At 66.0% G+C, this 16,204-nt stretch carries 14 protein-coding genes; all 14 read right to left on the bottom strand.

Going from position 1 to position 16,204, the window contains the following annotated elements; all coding sequences use genetic code 11:
- Positions 1-199: 199 nt before the first annotated feature.
- Positions 200-1,231, bottom strand: a complete 1,032-nt coding sequence (locus tag OEX18_00880) for a hypothetical protein (GenBank protein MDH4335818.1) — start codon at positions 1,229-1,231, stop codon at positions 200-202.
- 192 nt (positions 1,232-1,423) lie between these two features.
- A complete protein-coding gene (locus tag OEX18_00875) occupies positions 1,424-2,467 on the bottom strand; it encodes a hypothetical protein (GenBank protein MDH4335817.1) in 1,044 nt (347 codons plus the stop codon).
- 66 nt (positions 2,468-2,533) lie between these two features.
- Positions 2,534-2,935, bottom strand: a complete 402-nt coding sequence (locus tag OEX18_00870; GenBank protein MDH4335816.1) for an Rrf2 family transcriptional regulator — start codon at positions 2,933-2,935, stop codon at positions 2,534-2,536.
- The gene (locus OEX18_00865; GenBank protein ID MDH4335815.1) at positions 2,932-3,417 is read right to left on the bottom strand and encodes a GNAT family N-acetyltransferase; all 486 of its coding nucleotides are present in this window, start codon (positions 3,415-3,417) and stop codon (positions 2,932-2,934) included. The genes OEX18_00870 and OEX18_00865 overlap by 4 nt, the downstream gene beginning before the upstream one ends.
- Before the next feature lie 17 nt (positions 3,418-3,434).
- A complete protein-coding gene (locus OEX18_00860; GenBank protein MDH4335814.1) occupies positions 3,435-4,181 on the bottom strand; it encodes an SDR family oxidoreductase in 747 nt (248 codons plus the stop codon).
- Positions 4,178-5,050: a benzoyl-CoA reductase subunit D gene (gene bcrD / locus OEX18_00855; GenBank protein ID MDH4335813.1), complete on the bottom strand. Its 873-nt coding sequence runs from the start codon at positions 5,048-5,050 to the stop codon at positions 4,178-4,180. The genes OEX18_00860 and bcrD overlap by 4 nt, the downstream gene beginning before the upstream one ends.
- A complete protein-coding gene (gene bcrA, locus OEX18_00850) occupies positions 5,047-6,369 on the bottom strand; it encodes a benzoyl-CoA reductase subunit A (protein MDH4335812.1) in 1,323 nt (440 codons plus the stop codon). The genes bcrD and bcrA overlap by 4 nt, the downstream gene beginning before the upstream one ends.
- The gene (gene bcrB, locus OEX18_00845) at positions 6,366-7,655 is read right to left on the bottom strand and encodes a benzoyl-CoA reductase subunit B (GenBank protein ID MDH4335811.1); all 1,290 of its coding nucleotides are present in this window, start codon (positions 7,653-7,655) and stop codon (positions 6,366-6,368) included. Before bcrB ends, bcrA begins: the two co-directional genes overlap by 4 nt.
- A 2-nt stretch (positions 7,656-7,657) precedes the next feature.
- Positions 7,658-8,851, bottom strand: a complete 1,194-nt coding sequence (bcrC, locus tag OEX18_00840; GenBank protein ID MDH4335810.1) for a benzoyl-CoA reductase subunit C — start codon at positions 8,849-8,851, stop codon at positions 7,658-7,660.
- Positions 8,848-9,633, bottom strand: coding sequence for a cyclohexa-1,5-dienecarbonyl-CoA hydratase (locus tag OEX18_00835; GenBank protein MDH4335809.1), 786 nt, complete (start codon positions 9,631-9,633; stop codon positions 8,848-8,850). Before OEX18_00835 ends, bcrC begins: the two co-directional genes overlap by 4 nt.
- A gap of 14 nt (positions 9,634-9,647) precedes the next feature.
- Positions 9,648-10,754 carry a 6-oxocyclohex-1-ene-1-carbonyl-CoA hydratase gene (gene oah / locus OEX18_00830; protein MDH4335808.1) on the bottom strand — a complete coding sequence of 369 codons (1,107 nt, stop codon included), beginning with the start codon at positions 10,752-10,754 and terminating at the stop codon, positions 9,648-9,650.
- A 2-nt stretch (positions 10,755-10,756) separates the two neighbouring features.
- Positions 10,757-11,827: a 6-hydroxycyclohex-1-ene-1-carbonyl-CoA dehydrogenase gene (gene had / locus OEX18_00825; GenBank protein ID MDH4335807.1), complete on the bottom strand. Its 1,071-nt coding sequence runs from the start codon at positions 11,825-11,827 to the stop codon at positions 10,757-10,759.
- 120 nt (positions 11,828-11,947) lie between these two features.
- On the bottom strand, positions 11,948-12,553 hold the full coding sequence (locus OEX18_00820) for an inorganic pyrophosphatase (GenBank protein ID MDH4335806.1): 606 nt from the start codon (positions 12,551-12,553) through the stop codon (positions 11,948-11,950).
- Between the two features lie 139 nt (positions 12,554-12,692).
- Positions 12,693-16,202 carry an acyl-CoA dehydratase activase-related protein gene (locus tag OEX18_00815; GenBank protein ID MDH4335805.1) on the bottom strand — a complete coding sequence of 1,170 codons (3,510 nt, stop codon included), beginning with the start codon at positions 16,200-16,202 and terminating at the stop codon, positions 12,693-12,695.
- Positions 16,203-16,204: the final 2 nt, after the last annotated feature.

Genomic DNA, 16,204 nt, shown 5'->3' with positions numbered 1-16,204 from the left:
CTTTCGGCACTCGGTTGGGACGGGAATCCGGCGAGGGTACACGATAGGAGACAATGCGGCAACCGCCCGTGCGCGCGGCTTTGCCGGGGTTGCCGGGGCGCAATCGACGCCGCTCCTCCGCTCATGGTCCTCGCGCGAAACATTTGAAATCGCGCTGCGGAAATCGCGTCGGAGCGGCGTCGCTTGCGCCAAAGGTGATCTAGTACTTGTACATGAACGTCACGCGGGCCACGACGTCGTTCTTGGGCGTCGGGCTGCCGTCCTCCGGGGCGTCGTAGAGCGCCACCTCGACGTTGGGCGTGAAGGTGATGTTTTCCCGCGCGACGAGTTCCACACCCGCCAGGATGAAGGTGCTGGGCACCTCCGACGTCATCGGGAAGTAGGGCGCACCTGGCTTGGAGGCTCCGGGATCCATGGCGCGGTCCACCCGCCCCAGCAGCCAGACCTTCTCGGCCACCTGGCCGGCCGCGAAGCCCGAAATCACGCCCAGGTCATAGGAGTCCGCGTTTTCCTGGTCGCGCGTCTGCTGGACGTACTCCGCGCCCGCACGGAACTTCTCCTTCTTGTACCCCAGGAAGCCGCGGAGGGTGACACGGTCGGTGTTGCCGGCACGATCCTCGTAGTCGGCATACACCTCCGCCACCAGCGCACTGGTGAAGGAGTAGCGGGCTTCACCCGAGATCTTCTTGCGTCCATCGAGTTCGTTGCGGGTTCCGGTCCCGTTGCCCACCATGACGTGATAGCCGAGCTTCTTCGACGCGCCCAGCGAACCCTGCGCGGCCAGCCCCATGTCCCGCGAGCCGTAGAAGCCCTGCAACTCGCCGGGGATCTTCTCGAGGTGGCGGTAGCCCCAGAACTCCTCGATGAAGCTGTGCGACGGGTTCTGGGTGAGCCCCAGGTAGAGCGACTGGTTGTTGTGCTTCCAGCGAATCCAGGCATCCTTCATGTACGTGATCATCACGTCCTGGTTGTCGGGCAGGAAGTCCCCCGGGCTGGCGGTTTCGATTCGCAGGCGGGCCGAGAAGGCGTCATCGAACTTCTCGTCCCAGGTGAGGTTGACGCGCCGGATCCAGAACCCGTTCTGCTCCGCGGTCGCGGAGTCGTGCTCCTCGACGAAGTAGTAGTAGTCACCGAACACCAGGGCCCCGAATTTTCCTTCCGCGGAGGCCGCCGCCGGCGCCAGCGCCGCCGCCATGACCGCGACCGTCAGAACCAGTTTCCTCAATCCCATGAGTCACTCCTCGTGTGAAGCGTTGGACCAATCGAAGTACATCAATGTGTGCGCCGAAGACTACGGCTCCCATGTGAAGACAGAGTAAACCCACGGTAAATCTTAACGGAGGCAGGCCTTGTGCATGTAGACGGATCGAGGGAAGGTGCGGGCGGGCGCCCCTGTGGGGGGGGCGCCCGGCGGCTTTCGGCGCTAATACGTGAACTCGAACGTCACCCGGTACACGACGTCGTCCTCCGGGGCCGGACCCCCGCCGTCCGGCTCGTCGTACAGGATCGCCTCGACGTTGGGGGTGAAGGCCACGTTGTCACGGGCCTTCAACTCGATTCCGGCCAGCAGGAACGTGTTCTTGACCGAAGAATCGTACGGCAGGTAGGGCCGGCCCGGGGCCGAACCCGGCGCGTAGCCGGGATCCTCGTCCATGTGGCGGTCCACGCGGCCCAAGAGCCACACCTTCTCCGCCACCCTGCCGGCAACAAAGCCCGACACCACCCGCAGGTCGTAGGAGCCGCCGTCGCTGAGATTGCGCGTCTGCTGGTCGTACTCGAGCGCCGCGCGCAAGCTCTCCCGCTGGTAGCCCGCAAAACCACGGAAGGTGGCGCGGTCGGTGTCATAGGAGCGGGGTTCGAAATCGGCGTACCCTTCCACGGAAAACGCCTTGGTGAAGCGGTAGCGCAACGAGCCCGAGATCCGCTTCTCGGCGTCCTGCTCGTTGAGCAGCCCGTTGCCATTGGCCACCATGACGTGGTAGCCAAGCTGGCTCCCGCCGAGCAGCCAGCCCGTGGCACCCAGGCCGATGTCGCGCGACCCGCCGAACCCCGCCAGCTCGAACGGGAATTTTTCGATGTAGCGATAGCCCCAGATCGCCTCCGTGTAGCTATGCGACGGCGGCGTGGTGAGCCCCAGGATGACCGCCTGGCGCCCCTGGCTCCACTTGATCCAGGCGTCCTTCATGTACACGATCATGGCCGCCGGCGTGGCGGAAAAACTCCCGGGGCTGGCGGTTTCGATTCGCAGGCGCGTGGAGAACGCTTCGTCGAGTTTCTCGTCCCAGGTGAGGTCGACGAGGCGGAACCAGAATCCGCTCTGGTCGACAGCGGTGGTGTCGTGCTCCTGGGCAAAGTAGTAGTAGTCTCCAAAAACCCATGCACTGAACTTCCCTTCCGCGGACGCCGACGCGGGCGCAAGCGCCAGCGCGGACAGACAGACGGCGAGAACGGCCCCTTTCAATCCCATCTTGGGTGCACTCCTTACTAGTGTTGCTGCGGCTTGTTTGCGTGCGGCGCCGAAACTACGCGGCCGTCAGAGAGAGGTCTTGTCCTTCGCGGCCAGCTGGTCGATGGTGACCGATGCAAAGGCGCTTCGCGCCTGCCCGTCGACCGTCCCGATGAATTCCTCCAGGCGGTCGTCGCGGCCAACGTCCTCGGGGAGACGCGCATCCGATTGCGCGGGAGAAAACACGTCCATGACGTCGAGTACCGTTATCTCGCTGGCGGGGCGCGCCAGCCGGTATCCGCCGTGGGGTCCGCGCATCCCCACCACGAGGCCGGAACGCACCAGCCGTTGAAACACCTTGGCCAGTGCGGTCTCCGGTATGCCCCGTCGTTGCGCGATGCTCGCCACGCTGATCGGATTGGACTCGTCCGATCGCGCCAGGTCGATCACCGCGTAGAGGGCGTGACGGATGCTGGTTCCCGTTGTCATGCGTCGGCACGCTCCGGGCGCGGCCCGGTGAGGTCGAGGTCCAGACACAGGCGGGCGCCGGGCCGGAATCCCTCGTGCTGGAAGAAACCGATCAATGTCAGATCGTCCCAGCCCACTTCGGTTCGCAGCGAGGTCACCCCGAGTCCGGAAAGATTCAAACGCAACTGGTCGAGCAGCGCGCTGCCCACGCCGCGGCCGCGAAAGTCCGGGTGCACGTCGATGGTGTCGAGCACGGCAACCGGCTCGGTCTGTCCGAACTCCCCGTAGTACACCCGCGCCAGCAGAAAGCCCGCGAAGGCGCCGTCGGTTTCCGCGGCCAGGGAAACCTTGATGCCCGTTTCGACCAGGTTCTGCTGCAACTTGACCCGGAAGTAGTCGTCGCGCCGGTGCCCGGTGTTCTTTGCATCCAGCGCGATAACCGCGTCCAGATCCGCGGGCCTGAGGTTTCGCACCACCACGGTTCCACTCGTTGTCTCATTCATACCTTTCTCCACTTCTGTCATGCGATCAACTGGCCCCCGTCCACGCGCAGCACCTGCCCGGTGACGTGCCGCGACAGGCCCGAGGCGAGAAACAGCGCCACGCGCGCCACGTCGTCCGGTTCGCCCAGCCGCCGCAACACGCTTTCATCCTGCGCGCGCTCCCGCACCTCATCCGTGAGCGCCTCGGTCATCGCGGTGCGGATCATTCCCGGCGCAATCATGTTCACGCGAATACCGAACGCGCCCAGCTCGCGGGCGGCGGTGCGCCCCAGCCCGATCAAACCCGCCTTGCTGGCCGCATAGTTGGCCTGCCCGAACTTGCCGCGTTCCCCGTTGATGGACGTCACCAGGATCACGCTGGCCGACTCCGCGCGCCGCAGCATGGGAACCGCGCCGTGCAACAGGTGAAAGGCCGAATCCAGGTTGACGCGCAGCACGTTCTGCCACGCGTCCGGGGTCATCTTCCACAGCACGGCGTCCTGCGTGACACCCGCGGCGTGTACCAGGATGTCGAGATTCGAGCGCGTCTTCTGCAACGTTTCGAACAGCGACGCCACCGACGCCGCATCGGCCACGTCGCAGGGCAGGAACTCCGCGTCTTCCGGTGCGGTCGTACCCGGCCGGTCCGCCACCACCACCGCCGCACCCGCCGCCTGGAACATGCGCACGATGGCCGAGCCAATGCCCCCCGCGCCGCCGGCCACCAGCGCCAGGCGCCCCTCGAGCGCGATGAAGCGCGCGGGATCCTCGCGGGCGGCGGTCATGCCGGGGCCGCCGTTCCCAGTGAGATGCCGCGCGCCGCGAGCTTGCGCGCGCGAAAAGCGCCCCACAACGCCGCACCCAGCGCGCCCGCGTACACCGAGTCTTCGTGGGCGCGGATCTCGAGTGTGCTCTTCTTCTGCTCGGCGGCGGCTTCGCGCAGCGCCTGCACCAGGCCCACGTCGTTGGCCAGGCCGCCGGTGATCAGCGTCACGCCGCTCGCCCCGGCCGACGTCAGCAGGCGCAGATAGCGCCCCGCCATGGACTGGTGGATCCCCTTGATGATGTTGGAGGTGGTGATGCCGCGCGACACCATGTTGATCACGTCGGTCTCGGCGAGCACGGCGCAGATCGACGAGCAGGCCTCCGGGTTGTCCGCCTCCAGCGACAACGGCCCGATTTCGTCCAGGGTGATCCCCAGGTAGCGGCTGATGTTTTCCAGGAACTGGCCGGAGCCGGAGGCGCACTGGCTGGTCATGCGGTAGCTCAGCACCTTGGCGCGTTCGTCGAGCAGCACGCCGCGCGTGTGCAGCGCGCCGATGTCCAGCACCGCGCGGGCCTCCGGGTCGAGAAACAGCCCGCCGCGCGCGTGCGTGGTCATGCCGTAGAAGTGCCCGGTGCGAAACGGCACCGTCTCGCCCTCGCCGGTGGTGGCGGTGTAGGTAAGATCCGTCGGCGTCAGATTTGCCTCGTCCACGCACTGCTGGAACAGGTCCGCGGTGACGATTTGCTGGTCGCGACGGCGAATGCGCTCCGTCCCCTTGGACAGAACCCGGGCACCACCGTCGCCCGAGTCCTCCATCACCACGATCTTGATGGCGGACGATCCCACGTCGATGCCGGAAACCAGCATCACATCCCGTTGCTTGCTCATGCCACTGCCCTCGCTTCTGCGGGCGAACCGCCGGCGTGCGCCGGCGGCGGGCCCTGCCGTGCGAACAGCGCCGCACCCAGCGCCCCGGTGTAGATGGAGTCGGGTGAGATGTTCATGGTGACCTTGCCGTAGTTGTCTTCGATGAGCGAGCCCAGCGCGTTCACCGCGGCCGGGTTGCGCGCGACACCGCCGGTGAAGGTGAATTCGTCGCTCACACCGCCGGAGCGCGCCAGCAGCGACATGGCGCGCAGAATGATGGCGCGGTGCAGGCCGGCCAGGATGTCCTCGCGCTTCTCGCCCAGCGAGAGGCGCTCGCGCAGCTCCGCGCCTGCGAACACGGTGCACGTCGAATTGATGCGCACCGGCCGCGTGGACTGGCACGCCATGGGTCCCAGCTCCTGCAGGCCGAGGTTCATCTCGTCGGCGATGTAACCCAGGTATCGCCCGCACCCGGCCGCGCAACGGTCGTTCATCTGGAACGAGGTGACGATGCCACGATCGTCCACCTGGATGGCCTTGGTGTCCTGGCCGCCGATGTCCAGCACCGTGCGCGTTGCCGGGAACATGGCGTGCGCGCCCAGGCCGTGGCACAGGATTTCGGAACGGATCTGTTCCTTCGGAAACGGAAGCGTGGCGCGGCCGTAGCCGGTGCCAACGCTGGTGACCACGTCCAGCGTAACCGCCGTGGCTTCGGCCACCGCGGTCTCCAGTTCCGGCGGCGCGTCGGGCAGAATGGCCAGTGCGGCACGCGCGTGCACATCGAAGTTGTCGGCCGCCGCGGGCCGGTTCTCCACGTCGAGGATGGCCTTGTCGAACAGCCCCACCAGCCGGTCGAAGGGAACGTTCTCCGAACGCGCCAGCTCCTCGGCCTGGCGCAGGTAGATGCTGCCCGCGAGGTCACGGAAGAAGTCGCTCTTGCGGGTGGCACCGGGCTGGAACATCTCGTCGGATTCCTTCTCCATGCGCCGGAAGATCTCATCCACCACCACGCCGAAGGGCTCGGTGCGTTCGCGTTTGGGGATGTACGCGTGGATCACGTCCATCAGCGTGCCCAGCTGGGCCAGGAACTGCCGCCGGCGGAACAACAGCTCGAGGTGCGGCAGGACGTCGAGCTTGGACTCCGCGCCCGCGCGCTTCATGGCACCCTCGAGCAGGGTGAAGCGCGCGTTGATGAGTGCCTCGCCCAGGGCCACGTCGCACGCCACCTTGTAGTTGCTGCGGCTGTTGGTGATGCCGCGGCCGAGGATTTCGTTGTCCTCGTTCAGGATCACAGCCTTGGTGGTGGTGGAACCAAGATCGATGCCCACGCAGATCTTCATGCCGTCCTCCCCGCGCGCTTCTGTTCGATCATCTGCAGGTACGACTCGAGTCGGTTCTTGATGTTGGCGGCGGAGAAGTAGCGCGGATCCACCAGATCGCTCTCGATGAAGCCCCCCGGCCGCCCGCTCTTCTTTTCGACTTCGCGCAGCATCATCAGCTGCCCGGCGCTGAACGAATTGCAGCTCTTGATGGAGTTGATCAGCAGGCCGTCGGCGTCGAACTCCTGCAGGTAGCGTGTGAGCATGTCCACACGCCGCGGCAGCGACAGGTTGGTGTAGCAACCCATGCAGTAGTCGGCCAGGCTCTCCAGCGGGTGCTCGGGGTCATGACGGAACCCCATGTCGTACACGCCACCCACCTTGGTATAGGTCGACGCCACCACCACCGCGCCCTCGTCGGCGAACATCTTCCAGAACTCGCGGAAGTTGGTCCAGTTGGGCGGTCCCTCCACCACCAGCCGGAAGCGCTCGCTTTGCATGGGGCCGTCCGGTGTCACCGGGCCCAGTTTCTGGCGCGCGCGCTCCTCCACCTCCTCGCGCAGCATGCGGTAGTACTCCACCGCATCCTCGGTGCCGCGGAAGGCGGTGAATATGGGGCCGATGTAGTACACGCCCCCGAAGTACGCGTCGATGGGCGAGGGGCGGTGCTTGGCCGCGTTGAGTACAGCCACCAGGTCGTCCTCGGCGCGGGCGGAACGCGCCAGCATCTGCGAGAGGCGCGCCTCGTCGTAGCGCTTCCCCGACACCTCCTCGAGCATCGGGATCACCTTGTCCTTGAGCTGGTCCACCACGTATTTGCGCATGGAGTCCGTGATCACGCCGTCGGCCTGGTAAGGCACGTGCAGCATGGCCACGGGGCAGTCGTACTCCTCGCGCAGAATCTCGAACCACTTCATGAAGGTGAAGCAGCCCGTGTAGGAGAGCAGCAGCAGGTCGGGCTTGGGAAGCCGTTCGCCGGTGGGACCGACGTTGCCCGACTTCATCATTCCCAGGTCGCACTTGACGTAGGTGCACACGTCTTCGGAGTGCCCCAGCTTTTCGGCAATCGATATGTACTCGCGCGATCTGCCACGCATGGCGGACTGCAGGGCGTTGATCTCCGGCAGCACCGGCAGCAGATCGAAGCTGCGGATCAGCTCGGTCAGGTTGCCCGGCACGAAGGTGTACACGTTCTTCTCGCCGGTATCGGGGGCGTTGGCCAGACGCGTGTAGTGTTCTGCGATCATGTTCTTCTGGCGCAGCTGACTGTCTTCCTTGTGGACCGCGGTTGCGGCTTTTTGCGGCATGGCTATACCTCGCTCCAAAGTTTGATTGAGTCGGCGAAGGTGCCCGACTGCTCGCGGATCACCTGGAACTGCCCGTTGTTCTCGGCGAACTTGAACGCCGTGTAGGGGATGCCCGCTTTGTCCAGCGCGCGCACGGTCATAGGCTGGTCGAGCAGGGCGGGGTCGCAGAAGCTGGCCGAGCAGTAGATGACGCCCTCGGCGGCGCTCTCCTTGACGCGCGCCACCAGCTCCGCACCCTTCTCGTGCTCGGCGATGTAGCGCACCGGGCTGGCCACGCCATCCTCGATGAACGCGCGCACCAGGCTGTCCATGGGATCGCCTTTCTCGCGGATCTCGCCGCGGATGAAGCGGTGCACCTGCACGAAGTCGTCCTCCACGATGTAGCAGCCCGAGCGCTCCAGCGTCTTGATGAGCCCCAGCGGCGGCTGTTCGCAGAACGACCCGGTCAGCAGCACCCGCGCCTGGTCCATGGGCTGGCGCGCGGTCTCTTCCTGGACCGCCGCGGTGTACTCGTCGAGCATGGCGGTGAAGTCCTCCACCGGAATCACCTGTCCCGCGCGCAGCAGCAGGTAGAGCTCGTGGGTGGGGATCTTCCAGGGTGTGTCGCGGCGGATCTTGACCAGCGCCTCCACGCGGCGGCGGTTTTCGTTGTAGGTCGCGATAGACGCGCGCAGCGCCTCCGGCTCCAGCGGGCGGGCGCCGCGTTCGGTGAGTTCGCGCGAGATGTCCTCCAGCTCGCGGCGGTAGAAGCTCCCGCCCACCTCGGCATCGAAGTTCTGCGGCACGTCGAAGTAGCGCGACATCTTCTCAGGGAACTGGAGCTGCCACATGCCGGACAGGTTGCGGATCACGTCGCAGGTGGCCGGAAAGATCATGCCGTCGAGGCAGTCGAGGGTGCCGTTGAGGCCCATCTCGATGGTGCTGCGCGGGATGTGGCAGATGTACGACTGGTAGTAGGCGTCGCCGCGGATGATCTCCAGGTCGTCGCCCCCACCCATGATGCCCACCGGCAGGACGCCCTGCGCGTGCAACAGTTCGCGCGGCACGTAGATGGGCATGAAACCAATGGCAAGGCCGCTGGTGCGCGACTTCCACGCGCGAACCTCGGCCAGGCCGCGATCGCGATAGATAAACTCCGCGCGCTCCACGACGGCCGCGAGGCCCGGGGACATGCGTTCGCCGGTGCTGGTGCTCACTGGTTCCTCCATGCCGGCTGGCGTTTTCCCAGAAACGCCTGCAGGCCTTCGTTGGCGTCCGCGGTGCGCATGAGTCCATGCAGGTACATGGCCTCGAGACGCGCGAGCTCCGCGGTCATTCGCTCTCCGTAGTCGCGCCTGGCCGCGCGCACCGCCCAGCGCAGGCTGGACGCCGACCGCGGAAGGAGGTGGGTGCGCGCGTACGACACGGCCGCTTCCGCGGGGTCGTCCGCGATCTCGTCCACCAGCCCGAGGGGCAGCGCCTCGCGGGCGGTCAGTGTTCTTCCCGAGAGCAGGAGATCCTCGGCCCCGCCGCGGCCCATGCGCTCGCACAGGACCACCGAGGCAACCGGGGCAAACACGCCCAGCACGATCTCCGGCTGGCCCAGGCGCGCGTCCTCGGACGCGAACACCCGGTTGCAGAACGCGGCCAGTTCGAGCCCGCCGCCCAGACACTGACCGCGCACCGCCGCCAGTGTGACCACCGACGCGTTGAGCATGGAACGAAACAGCCCGTGAAACGTGGTGAGCATGGCGCCGCATGCATCCGGCAGGTGCTCCTGTACGCTGGCGCCGAACGAAAAATGCGGCCCCTCACCCAGCAGGACGATCGCCTTCACCGCCGTGTCACCGTGCGCATCGTCGAACACACGCGTCAGCGCCTCGGTCTTGGTCTGGTCGATGATGTTGGCTTTGGGCGTGTTGAGCACGACGCGCCAGATCGCCCCTTCGTCGAGGGGCTCAACGCGTATCGCGTCGGTGTGCACCGCTTCCTTGCTCATGCGGCCTCCATTCTTCAGGCCTTGCGGCCGCTGACGGTGTCGGGTTTGGGCTGGATCTCCTCGGTCAGCGCGTCATCCCACGTGCGCCCCTCGGCGATGCGGCGGCGCAGGAGAAGGAAATCCACCTCGCGGTGATCCTTGGGTCCGTAGTGAAACGCGCGGAATCCTGCGCGCCCCTCGGTCATCATGTTGAGTCCGAGCCACGCGCGGTTGGTCTCGCGGTTCTTGTCCCAGTGAATCAGCTTGTGCTTGCGCACGCTCTCGATGGTCTTGCTCAGGCAGCCGGGCATGGTCATGGCGAGCGAATACACGAAGGCGTCCACTTCCGCGTCGAGTTGCGAAAGATCCATGGCCCCGCGCTTGAGCATTTCCTTGCCCCGCGCCAGGCCGTCCCCTTCCTTCTTCTCGCCATACACCAGGCGTCCCATGTCATCCACGTAGCGGTCGGTGACCACCAGCGGATTGGGCACGTAACTCCCGTCCACCTTCAGCGCCGGCACCAGGCGCGTGAGCAGCCCCAGCCGCATGGCCTTGTGCGCGCTCCACGGCTGGCAGACGGTGCAGCTCTCCATGGCGGCTTCCACGCCGACAAACAGCGGCAGGAAGTCCGTGCTGCCCCCGTCGGGCGCGGAACCGTGCCGCGGTCCCGCCTGTCCGAACAGCGCCATGTCCTGGGCCAGCGAGAAGTCACACGCCATGCCGATCTCCTGCCCGCCGCCAATGCGCATGCCGTTGACGCGGCACACCACCGGCTTGTCGCAGGTGAGGATGGACGTGACCATGTCGTTGAACAAACGCATGTACTGCCGGTACTCCTCGGGCCGGCCGGCGTAGTACTCGGCGTACTCGGCGGTGTTGCCGCCGGTGCAGAACGCGCGGTCGCCGGCGCCGGTGAAGATCACCGCCACGCATGCACGGTCATTGGCGGCGCGGCGCATGCCGAGGATGACGCCCTTGACCATGTCGGTGGTGTAGGAGTTGAGCTGTTTGGGGTTGTCCAGCGTGATGCGGATCGCGTGCAGACCTTCAACGGCCTTGCCACCGGGTCCGCGCACCGGGACTTCTTCATACAGGATGCCGGGGGCATCGCCGCGCGCGAGATCGTGGTTCTTGAGTTCCATGGCTATTCCTCGGGAATGAGAATGATCCGGCGACGGGTGCGCCGGTGGTGGACATCGTCAAAGGTTTCGTTGATCGACGATAGCGGGCGCCGTTCGATGAACGGTTCCAGCACGACGCGGCCGGAAAGAATCATGTCGACGACCGCCGGGTAGTGTTCCGGAAGGCACGCCCAGTTGCCCTGCGCGACGGCATCGAAGGCCATCAGGTTGGAGAGCCGGACCTCCACCTTGGCCGGTGTGAAGCCGACCACGCTCAGGTAACCGCCGTGGCCCAGCAGGCTGAAGGCGGTGGACTGTCCCGCGGGCGTCCCCGACGTCTCGAAGATCTTCTGCCGCCACGTGGGTATCCTTATATCCTTCGCAAAATCCCGGAGCGCACCGCGCAGCGACTTGAAGTCCATATCGGCGCGCAGCGTGAGCGCGGCGCCGTGTTTGCTCATCGTGGTGAGGCGCTCTTCGTCGACGTCGATCGCCACCACCGCGGCACCCATCGCGGCCGCCACCTGCACGCCGAACCCGCCCACGCCCCCCACACCCACGAACACGGCGAGGTCGCCCTTGCCGAGCCCGCTGCGAACGATGGCCTGGTAGGGCGTGGAAACGGCGTCGGCCACCACGGACAGCGCGGCGAGGTCGAGACCGGTGGGATTGATGGCACGGTCGTTGAGATCCGGAACCGGGCACAGGCCGTTGGCGGGCACGCGGACGTGCGTAGCGAATCCGCCGTGCACGTCGCAGCCCAGGAACACCTGCTTCGGGCAGATGGACCCGTGCCCGTCGCGGCACGCATCGCACTTGCCGCACGGAATCACGGCGGGGATGACGACACGCCGGTCGACCCATTCGGTCGCTCCGGGGCCGGCTTCAACCACCACGCCGCTTACTTCGTGGCCGAGTGTCAGGGGAAAGGGATGGCGCGTCGGTACGCCGTCGTAGAAGTAGCCGAGGTCGGTGTGGCACACGCCGCACCCGGCGATCTCAACGAGCACCTCGCCGTCGGCGAGAACCTCGTCGCGCGTCTCCCAGGTCATCCGTTCGCCCACGGCGTGGGCGACCCAGCTGCCGATTGTCACGCGTCACCTCCTGGCGGAGGGCATCGGTCCGGAAGGCGTCCGAACCGATCAAATAGGAAAATAGGGTCTTAATTGCCTGAATACCCCGAAAACACTTTTTTGTCAAGGGGTCACGTGAATTCAGGGGGCCGGGAAGGCTTCGCGGTAGTCGTCCAGGGCCGCCTGGATCACCGCCTCGGCGTGGGCCTTTCCGTAGGGCTCCCCCACCGAGGCCGTCAAGGGCTTGCCAGGGATCATCTTATAGGTGGCGAAGTAGTGGGTCAGCCGCTCGACGTAGGGGCCGGGGATGTGGGCGAGGTCGTCGAAGCCGTCCCAGAGGGGGTCGTTTTCCAGCACGGCGATGATTTTATCGTCGGCGTGTCCGTCGTCGAGCATGGGGATTCCGCCCACCACCCGCGTGGCCACCAGCACCTCGGATTTGGCCACCAGCCGCTCGCTCAGCACGCAGATGTCGAGCGGATCCCCGTCTCCACCCGACGCGCCGGGCATCAGACCACCCACACGCGCCCCGGCGTACGTGCGCGGAATGAACCCGTAGAGCGCGGGTGGCAGCGACGACGTGCGCTGCGGACGGTCGATGCGCAGGTAGCCCGAGTCCTTGTCGATCTCATACTTCACGAAGTCGAAGGGCGTGATCTCGATGAACGCGGTGACGCGGTGCGGTGGCTCCACCCCGGGCGACAGCCCGTGCCACGGGTGCGGCCGCCACTGTGAGAATCGATCCATGCGGGCATTGTACCACGGAACCGACGGGCGCCTGCGCGATGCCGGCCCGACGCGATTACCGCAGCGCGATTCCAAATGTTTCGCGCGAGGACCCTGAGCGGAGGAGCTGCATCGCCGGGGCGCCGCTGGGGTGGGCCGGTCAGGCCGCTTCGGCCCAGCGGGCGGGTGTGTCGGTTTCCACCGGCGCCGGGGCGTCGGCCGGGTGGGCGCGGTGGGCGGCCTGCTCTTCGAGCCAGGCTTCGCGCAGCTTGTCTTCGCGGTAGCGCTTGAGGAAGTAGCTGATCGTTTCCACGCGGATCTTGATGGAACCGGCGGGGCGGTTCTCGTCGAGGTCCTTGAACGAAAAGTACGGCGTGCCCGAGCACTCGATGATCTCCTCGACCACCGAGTAGATGGGCGCGTCGTGCCCGCACTTGAAGTTGGACATCTCCAGCGCCACCAGGTTGGGGTGACGCGCGACGAACTTGGCCGCCCACACCTTGCGGCTGGTGTTTTCGCTGTAGGCATTCTTCCACACGTCGCTGATGTCCATGGGGCTCTCGATGTCACCCGCGCGCACCTCGTCGCCAAACATGCGATCCAGCAGGTCGGCGTCGAGGGGCAGGCTGTCCTGCGTGAACACCGGGTAGCCGAGCTTCTGGAACTCCACCAGGATCTCGTGGTTGATGCCGGGGTCGTTGTGATACGGCCGGCCCAGCACCACGATGCCAAGCTTGCGGTCCGCCTCGAGCTGGTCGAGTACCTCGCGCGCCTCGCGGCGGGTTTCCGCCACCCACGCGTCCAGTGCCGCGAAACCGGCGTCCACCGCACGGTCGCTCTCCTTCTCCGTGAGACCCAGCACGTCCTTGAACGCGTGGTACATCTGGCGCGCGAACAAGCGCGGCTGCGCCACGTTCACCACCGGGCAGATGTACCGGATGCCCTTCTTCGCAAACAGGTCGCCCTCCTTGGTGAAGGCGGCCTTCACCGCTTCCGGCGTGGCCGTCACCGTGGGGCACGCGCGGCAATCCTGGGTCTTGATGAGCTCGCTCTTGAGGTCGTCGATCATCGGGAAGAAGATCACGTCGAGCGGCTTCTTCTCGTGGTGCTTGAAGATGAGGTTGTGCACGTGCGGGATGCCGAGCTTGCTGGGGAAGCACGGGTCGATGGCACCGCGCTTGGCACCCTCCTTATAGATCTCCTCGGTGGTGTAGTCCGAGTACACCAGGTTCTGGGGCCGCACGCCGAGCGCCTCGAAGTACGCCGAGAACAGCGGGTTGGTGGAGTACTGGTTCAACAGCCGCGGAATGCCGATGCGCAGGCTCTCGCGCTTGCCCATGCGCTCCACACGCGCCTTCTGCGCCGCGGTGATGGTGACCTTCGGCGGCGCATCCGCCACTGACTCGGGCCGGGTGGGCTTGAACACCTCGCGCGCGCCCTTCTCCACGAAGTTGGGCGCGGCCTTGAGGCGCGCGTCGAGGTCCTTCTTGATCTCGCGCATCGACTCCACGTCTTCCACGAGTCCCTTTTCGCACGAGTTGTTGACGATGAGACGCCGCGCGCCCGGGGTCAGCGCCACCTTGGACTTGCGCGAACCGGCCGCGGAAACGGCCGTCTCCACGTCGCCCTGCTCGTGCTTGACCTTGCCCACGGCCTCCACGTCGATGAAGGTGCGCAGGCACTCGTTCTTGCAGAAGTGGCAGCGCGTCTCCTCGGACGTGGTGGCGGTGTAGGAGATGGTCTCGACCGCATCGAGACCGATGAAGGTGGTCTTGTGCCCGTGTTTCCACAGGCGCTGCGCCTCCAGTGCCGCGCCGATGGCGCCGCTCTCGCCGCAGTGCTTGTGCACGATGATGTCGGGGTCGTCGCCGTTGCAGCGGAAGCGCGACTCGATGAAATCCACCTGCGACTTGACCGCCGCCAGGTTGCGCTGCGTGCCTCCCTGCAGCACGAAACGCTTGCCCAGCTTGGCCAGGTTGGGGATCTGCGCCACGTAGAGCCAGATGTTCTTGGGCAGCACCGCCGCGAGTCCCGCCATGATCTCCGCCGCCGTCCATCCCTGGCGCTGGAAATCGACGATGTCGGACTGCATGAACACCGCGCAGCCGTATCCGAAGGTGGGCATCTGCTCCGCGGAAAACGCCGTGTCGGCGAATTGTTCCACCGGCACGTTGAATTCCCCCGCCGTGCTCTGCAGGAAATAGCCATTGCCGGCCGAGCACTGCGTGTTGAGCTTGAAGTCCTTCACGCTGCCGCCGTTGAGCACCATGATCTTGATGTCCTGGCCGCCCACGTCGCAGATGACGTCCACGTCGTCATAGAAGTGCAGTGCGCTCTCAGCGTGCGCCACCGTTTCCACGATGGCGGCATCGGCACCGAGCACGTCGCGCAGCACGTCCTTGGCGTAGCCGGTGGTGCCCACCCCCAGAACTTCGAGCCGCGCACCGAACGACTCTACGTGGCGGCGCAGATCGCCGACCACTTCGATCGTGTCCTTGATGGGGTTGCCCTTGGAGAGCTGGTAGGACTTGGCCAGCACCTCGCGCTCGGGGTTCAAGAGAATCGCCTTGGTGGAGGTCGAACCGCCGTCGAGCCCGATGAAGGCACGCACCGTCTCCCCCGCGGAAAATGCCGCCGGCTCGAAGTGGGGCGTCTTGTAGCGCTCCTTGAACGAAGCGAGGTCTGCCTCGTCCTTGCTCAGGCCGGCGCTTGCCCTGGCGCGCGACTGCTTGCGGCCGTTGTGCAGGTAGTCTTCGAGCGCGCTCCATCCCTTGTACACGCCGACGTCGTCGTCCTCGTCCTTGCCGTACTCCACCGCGCCCACCGCGGCGTAGTACTGCGCGTTCTCCGGCACCACGATGAGTGATTTCGGATCGACACCTTCGGGCAGTGCGACCTCGCGCTCCTTCCACGTAATCGGGATGTTGTGCTGCCACGCCTCGCGCATGCCGCGGATGTACGTATTGGGTCCGCCGAGCAGGATCACCTCGGGTCGCAGGGTATGGCCGCGCGTGAGCACGGAGAGGTTCTGGCCGATGATGGCCTCGAACAGGCTGGCCATCAGTTCGTCGGTGGGAATACCCTGCTTCTGCAGGCCGTTGATGTCGGTCTCGGCAAACACGCCGCACTTGCCGGCCACGTGGTGCAGCTTCACACCGTTATAGCCCTGCTCGCACAGCTCCTCGGGCGGAATGCGCAGCTTGGCGTTGATCTTGTCGATCACGGCACCCGTGCCCCCGGCGCACTTGTCGTTCATCGAGGGGATCTTCTTCTTGCGGCTGGTCTCGGGATCTTCCTTGAAGACGATGATCTTGGCATCCTGGCCGCCCAGCTCGATTACCGAACCGGCGGCGGGATGCACCTTTTCCACCGCCAGGCACACCGCGTTGACTTCCTGCACAAACTTGGCGCCCACGCGCGGCGCGATGCCCATGCCGCCGCTGCCGGTAATGAACGCGCGGATGTCGCTCGTGGCGGCGGCCGCGGCGAAGCCGTCGACTTCGTCGTCGATGCGCTTGAGGAACTCGAGGACCTTCTCGGGCTGCTTGGTCTCGTGGCGCTGGTAGTCCTGCCAGAGGACGCGATCGGATTCGACGTCGACGACAACCGCCTTCACGGTGGTCGAGCCCACGTCGATACCGAGCACAAATCTGTTCGGGCGGGCGATCATCC

It is taken from the genome of Candidatus Krumholzibacteriia bacterium (genome assembly GCA_029865265.1).
Lineage (GTDB): Bacteria > Krumholzibacteriota > Krumholzibacteriia > WVZY01 > JAKEHA01 > JAKEHA01.
The sequence above is the reverse complement of the archived record's forward strand: the minus strand, read 5'-3'. Positions and strand labels throughout refer to the sequence as shown.

Bases quoted from the DNA above. Each gene is read 5' to 3' on its own strand.
- oah (MDH4335808.1), bottom strand. From the start codon at position 10,754: ATGGAACTCAAGAACCACGATCTCGCGCGCGGCGATGCCCCCGGCATC.
- bcrA (MDH4335812.1), bottom strand. From the start codon at position 6,369: ATGAAGATCTGCGTGGGCATCGATCTTGGTTCCACCACCACCAAGGCT.
- OEX18_00815 (MDH4335805.1), bottom strand. From the start codon at position 16,202: ATGATCGCCCGCCCGAACAGATTTGTGCTCGGTATCGACGTGGGCTCG.
- OEX18_00835 (MDH4335809.1), bottom strand. From the start codon at position 9,633: ATGAGCAAGGAAGCGGTGCACACCGACGCGATACGCGTTGAGCCCCTC.
- OEX18_00860 (MDH4335814.1), bottom strand. From the start codon at position 4,181: ATGACCGCCGCCCGCGAGGATCCCGCGCGCTTCATCGCGCTCGAGGGG.
- OEX18_00865 (MDH4335815.1), bottom strand. From the start codon at position 3,417: ATGAATGAGACAACGAGTGGAACCGTGGTGGTGCGAAACCTCAGGCCC.
- bcrB (MDH4335811.1), bottom strand. From the start codon at position 7,655: ATGCCGCAAAAAGCCGCAACCGCGGTCCACAAGGAAGACAGTCAGCTG.
- OEX18_00820 (MDH4335806.1), bottom strand. From the start codon at position 12,553: ATGGATCGATTCTCACAGTGGCGGCCGCACCCGTGGCACGGGCTGTCG.
- OEX18_00880 (MDH4335818.1), bottom strand. From the start codon at position 1,231: ATGGGATTGAGGAAACTGGTTCTGACGGTCGCGGTCATGGCGGCGGCG.
- OEX18_00875 (MDH4335817.1), bottom strand. From the start codon at position 2,467: ATGGGATTGAAAGGGGCCGTTCTCGCCGTCTGTCTGTCCGCGCTGGCG.
- OEX18_00870 (MDH4335816.1), bottom strand. From the start codon at position 2,935: ATGACAACGGGAACCAGCATCCGTCACGCCCTCTACGCGGTGATCGAC.
- bcrD (MDH4335813.1), bottom strand. From the start codon at position 5,050: ATGAGCAAGCAACGGGATGTGATGCTGGTTTCCGGCATCGACGTGGGA.